This window comes from Nocardia asiatica NBRC 100129 (assembly GCF_000308415.1).
GTDB classification, from domain to species: Bacteria; Actinomycetota; Actinomycetes; order Mycobacteriales; family Mycobacteriaceae; genus Nocardia; species Nocardia asiatica.
In genome coordinates this window covers 1-4781 of record NZ_BAFS01000386.1, presented here as the reverse complement: position 1 = coordinate 4781, position 4781 = coordinate 1, and the positions used below count along the sequence as shown (strand labels likewise).

Below are 4781 nucleotides of genomic sequence, written 5' to 3'. Positions count from 1 at the left end.
ATCGGATAGGGTGCTCACCCCACCCGCCGGCCAGTGCTTTCGCGGAGCGCTTTTCAGGTGTCGGCGATAGTGGCCCATCGGCGCGTGAGTCGGCGGCATGCGTGGACGAGTTGGGGTGGGTGCAGGTTGGTGAGTTCGGTGTCGAAGGTGGCGAGGATGCCGGCGACGCCGGCCCAGGACCAGGCGCCGAGAGTGAGCCGGCAGTGTTCGGTGTCGAGGTGTTCCACGACGGAGCCGCCTGGCGCCCAGCGGGCCACGATGTGAGCGGGCAGGTTGAGCCGTGCGGTGCCGGTGCATTGCCAGTCAGCCGGGGTGTCGCCGCGGTCGTGGGTGCCCATCACGAAATGGGCGAGGTCTTCGCCGGGAAGCGCGCGGGCGGAGAAGTGCTGCGTAGTGGGGCGGGAGTGCAGTCGATCGACGCGGTGCACTCGCCATTCGTGGTCGGTGAGGTCGTAGGCGACCAGGTACCACCGGGCGGCCCAGACGACCAGGTGGTGCGGCTCGATGCGGTGTGCGGGCAGGAAATCGGGATCCCCGGGTTCGGAGCGTGTCCCGTCGGGACGCAGTATCTCGGTGACGAGTAGGTAGCGGTGGCGTACCGCGGTTCCCACGGCGGTCAGAGCGGACGGGGCGATGGGAGGTGCGGGGAACTCCCAGTAGTTCTGCAGCCGGGTCAGGCGCAGGGACTCCATGGATGCCCGCAGTGCAGGGGGCATGACCTGTTGCAGCGTGGCCAGCGCCCGCGCCGCGTCGTCCCCGAGGCCGAACATCGTGCTGGGCGCGGTCTGCAGGGCCACCGCGACCGCTAGGGCCTGGTCGTGGTCGAACAGCAGCGGCGGCAGGGTGTGCCTGGCACCGAGCCGATAGCCGCCCTCGGGGCCGTGGATGGTGGTGATCGGGTAGTCGAGCCGGCGCAGCGTTTCTATGTCGCGGCGGACGGTGCGTTCGCTGACTCCGAGCCGGGTGGCCAGCTCACGCAGCGGCCACTGCCGTCCTGAGCCGAGCAGAGACAGCAGTCGCAATGCCCGGTGTGAGGTGTTCGCCATCGTGCCATCTGACCGGTGGTGGCCACTCGGTGTCCACTACCGATGTCAGGGTGGGCTCTGTTCAGCGAGCAGTGGCAGAGAGGACGGTCGGGTATGCGGGTGGTTGTGGTCGGCGGCGGTATCGGCGGGCTCGCCCTCGGGGCAGGGCTGCGTCGCCGGGGATTCGAGGTGGCGGTATTCGACCGCGACACCGACGTGGCGGCGACCGGCGGCTACCACATCACCCTGGACGAGCGGGCGCAGTCGGCGCTGAAAGATCTCGTGGAACCGCAGATCATGCAGCGGTTGCTGGCATCGGGTTCGGCGCTGCGGCTACGCGAGCGTGACGCGTTCTGGGACCGCCGCGGCCGGCTGCTCGGCCACGGGCCAGACCTCAGCGGCAGCGGCAGTGTCGACGTGGATCGGATCACCCTGCGGATGTTGTTGGCCGAAGCGGTGGGTGATGCCCTGCACCTGGGATGCAGCGCGTCCGGCGTTGGCCATGATGACCACGGCGCGCCCCAGGTGCTGTTCACCGATCGGGCGCCGGTCTCGGCGGATCTGGTGGTGGGCGCGGACGGCACCCACTCGGTGGTAGCCCGCCACTTGGCGGGAGGCCCGACCAACAGGCCGGCGGGCATCATCGGGTTCTCCGGCCGCACCCTCGTGCGAGACCTCAGCGCCAGCGAGCAGCAGCGACTGAGGCCACGATCGGGGCTGGCGATCGGCCCGCACGGTGCAGCGCTCTATATCGGGTTCCTCGACCCGGTCGGCAACGCCGCGCTCGACGCTCCCGAGCTGCGGATGTCGGTCACCACTGGACCCACCTATATCTGGGGCGCCATGTTCCCCGAATCCGCCGGCACCGACTCCCTGCGAGACCTGCGTGGCGGCCCGCTGCAGGCCGCGCTGCTGGACCGGTTTCGCAAGCGGGGCTGGGCCGAGCACACGCTCGAGGTCATTGCCCAAGCCGACCCGCACAGCGTGGCCGGGTTCCGCTTCAACGCCGCCTCCACTCGTGCGGACGATCTCGCGCCCTGGCCCGCGGGTCGAATCACCGCGCTCGGCGACGCTGTCCACGCCACACCACCCACCGCCGGAATGGGAGCGGGCGCGGCCATCCGCGACGCTGCCAGCCTGCTCGAGCACGTGAGCGCCGCCGCCGCTGGCACCGCAACCGTCACCTGCGCCGTGGAACGTTTCGAGGCGGACATGCGTCAGCGCGGCGGAGAAGTCCTGACCCTGGCGATGAAGACCGTCCGGTGGATCCTGGCCACCGACACCACACTCGGAGCCGCAGCCACCGCCGTGAGCACCCCGCTTCTGGCCGCAGCTGCCCGGCTACGCCACTGACGAGCCGCGCGACGTCCGTGCCCTGTACTCAGAACAGGGTGTCGCGCACGGGCCGGTAGCCAGCGGTCCCGAGTTGTCGGGCGAGTGCGTCGGCCTCGGTTCAGTCGATGAAGCTGATCGCTAGGTCTGCAAGCAACCGGCAGGTTCGTCGTGGCCGTGGGTCGGTGAAGACTCGGAGCGGCTTTGCCGAGGCGAATGATTGAAACGGCGAGGTGGAGTGAGGCTTCTGCCCTACAGGGCGCAGAAGGACCGGGTCTGACCTGTGGTTTTCGCTATGGCTGTTCGGAATGACGAGGAATGCGGGTTGCGCTGGGAAACGCTGTCGCAGGTTTGTGCCCTCGGCAGGACACGCAAAACATGGGCAACTGGGAAACGCCTGGTCATAGTGGGTGCGTATCCGCTCTGACGATTTGCGGTGGGTCCGCACTGATCGGTTCACCGTTCCCATGTTCGTCGGCCCGGGGCGGGGCACATCGAACATGGGAACGGGGACGACCTACGGGTTTCGGGTGGTCGGCTGGTGATCGAAGTCGACTAACAACCTGCAGGCCGGATGCAACTACCCGAACCGATATACACCACTCACTGGACAGTCCCCGCTGTTTCAGCAAACGGTTGGCGGGTGCTGAGGTGGTGCGTGCGGGGTGCGTTTTTCGGTTGTTTATGGGCCGCTGTGGATGAGCCCCGCCCACAGATCGGGGCGCGTTGGGTGTTGGGCGCGTAGGTCGCGGGTGGTGTGGTGCAGGACAGTGGCGGCATCGTCGGCGGTCGGTGATGGGGGGAGATGCTGGTAGAAGGCGGTCGCTGCTGCTGCGGCGGTGTCGTCGGCAAGGGGCCAGAGGCTGGCGATGACGTGGCGGAATCCGGCTAGTTGAAACGCGGACGCGGGGTGCAGCGATTCGTCGGCGTGCCGAATTCCGCGGTGGGCGGTGGAGCAGGCCGACAGGTAGGCCAACTCGGCGTGGGTGAGCCGGAGCCGGCTGATCTGCGGCAGCGACAGCGTCGCGTCATGCAGCAGCAGCCCGCTGCGGGACGGGGCGGTGAAATCGATTCCTGCGTGGCAGGCGAAGTGTGCCCATGTGGCGTCGGGGAGGGCGGCCAGGACGCGGTCAGTGGTGGCGTTGGTGTCGAGGAGCAGCGGGGTGTCGGGGTGGCGGGCGTGTAGGGTGGTCGCTTCGGCGACGGTGCCGGGCAGGTCCGGCAGGCCGGGGGTGTGGTGCAGGGCCACGGTCAGCTGGCGGCGGGTCGTCGCTGGTGGCCGGGTTCGAGCGTGGGCGAGTGCGCGCAGGGTGGGGGTGTAGGAGGATATGACGGTGTCGAGGGCGCCGGGCTGTCTGTGGTGACCGGCAGCGTGGAGGGGGAACAGGCCGAGCAGGCCGGTAGGCAGCCACCACACCCGTGGCAGTGAGTTCGCGGTCGCCGTGAGGGGGGCGGCGGCGTGCAAAATCGGGTGCACGATCGTGTCCCACAGCCAGGCGAGGATCTCGGGGAGAACCCGCTGCTTTCGCAGGGCTCCTACCGGGCCGGGGGTGTAGCTGGCATCCAGCAGTGCGTCGGCGTGGAAGGTGACATCAGCGCGCCTCAGGTCCGATAACGGGACGAGTTCTGGTTTGGTGTCCTGGGTAAGGATGATGGCGTCACTGCGTTGGTGTCCGCTGTTGACGACGATGACCGTGCTGTCGGTCAGTGCTTGTTGGAGGTCGATCAGGCGGGGTGGCCTGAGGAATCGGTCGAAGCCGGGGCGGCGGCGGATTTGGGTGATTAGCTCGTCGTGCTCTGCCCACCACCGCTTGCGGTCCTCGATCCGTTCGTGTACCTCCATGGGGGTCTCACCGGGGGTGGTGTTATCGGCGTGTGGGTTGTTGAGCAGCTTGCGCACGCGTCGTAATCGCGCAGCCAGGTCAGGGTGGGCATGGCCGAGATCGGTGAGGTCAGTGCGTGAGTCCAGCTGCGCGGCCAGCAGGACACCGCGGCCCAACTCGGCGAGCTCCACGGCCCCGGCAGGGTCGTCGATCGCGCAGTGCGCGGCGATGGCCTCTCCGACCAGACCATAGTTTTCGCCAATGCGTTGTTCCTGATCTTCCCATCCCGATTCTCGCGGTGCCACCGACGGCATCAGCGCCACTGCTGCGTCCAGCAACTCCACCGCGAGCGAGTGCTCGTTCATCGCATGCGCCAGCGCCCCGGCGGCCCACCCTGCCCGAATCCGGAGAACCGGCGGCGCGGTGACTGCCGCAGTGACCCGTCCGGCATAGGTGGACAGGGTCTCCCGGTCTACGCCCAACCCACCCGCATCCAACCGCGCCTGGTACGCGATACCGAGGTTGGACAGGAACATCGCCTGGTCGGGGTGGTCGTCCGATGTAGCGGCCACCGCCTGTTCCAGCAGGTCGATCGCACGGT

Annotated in this window: 3 protein-coding genes; 1 reads left to right on the top strand and 2 read right to left on the bottom strand. The window is 68.4% G+C overall.

From position 1 onward, the window contains the following. Positions 1-53: 53 nt before the first annotated feature. On the bottom strand, positions 54-1046 hold the full coding sequence (locus ON27_RS29815; RefSeq protein ID WP_043735100.1) for a helix-turn-helix transcriptional regulator: 993 nt from the start codon (positions 1044-1046) through the stop codon (positions 54-56). A 93-nt stretch (positions 1047-1139) separates the two neighbouring features. Here ON27_RS29815 and ON27_RS29810 point away from each other — a divergent pair, with 93 nt between their 5' ends. Next, positions 1140-2378 carry an FAD-dependent oxidoreductase gene (locus ON27_RS29810; RefSeq protein WP_043735097.1) on the top strand — a complete coding sequence of 413 codons (1239 nt, stop codon included), beginning with the start codon at positions 1140-1142 and terminating at the stop codon, positions 2376-2378. 661 nt (positions 2379-3039) lie between these two features. Here the strand turns inward: ON27_RS29810 and ON27_RS29805 are convergent. Next, a partial coding sequence (locus ON27_RS29805) for a CHAT domain-containing protein (protein ID WP_043735093.1) occupies positions 3040-4781 on the bottom strand: 1742 nt, incomplete at its 5' end.

What these genes read in the sequence shown, in the direction of transcription:
- ON27_RS29815 (WP_043735100.1), bottom strand. Translation starts at nt 1,046, where the DNA reads ATGGCGAACACCTCACACCGGGCATTGCGACTGCTGTCTCTGCTCGGC.
- ON27_RS29810 (WP_043735097.1), top strand. Translation starts at nt 1,140, where the DNA reads ATGCGGGTGGTTGTGGTCGGCGGCGGTATCGGCGGGCTCGCCCTCGGG.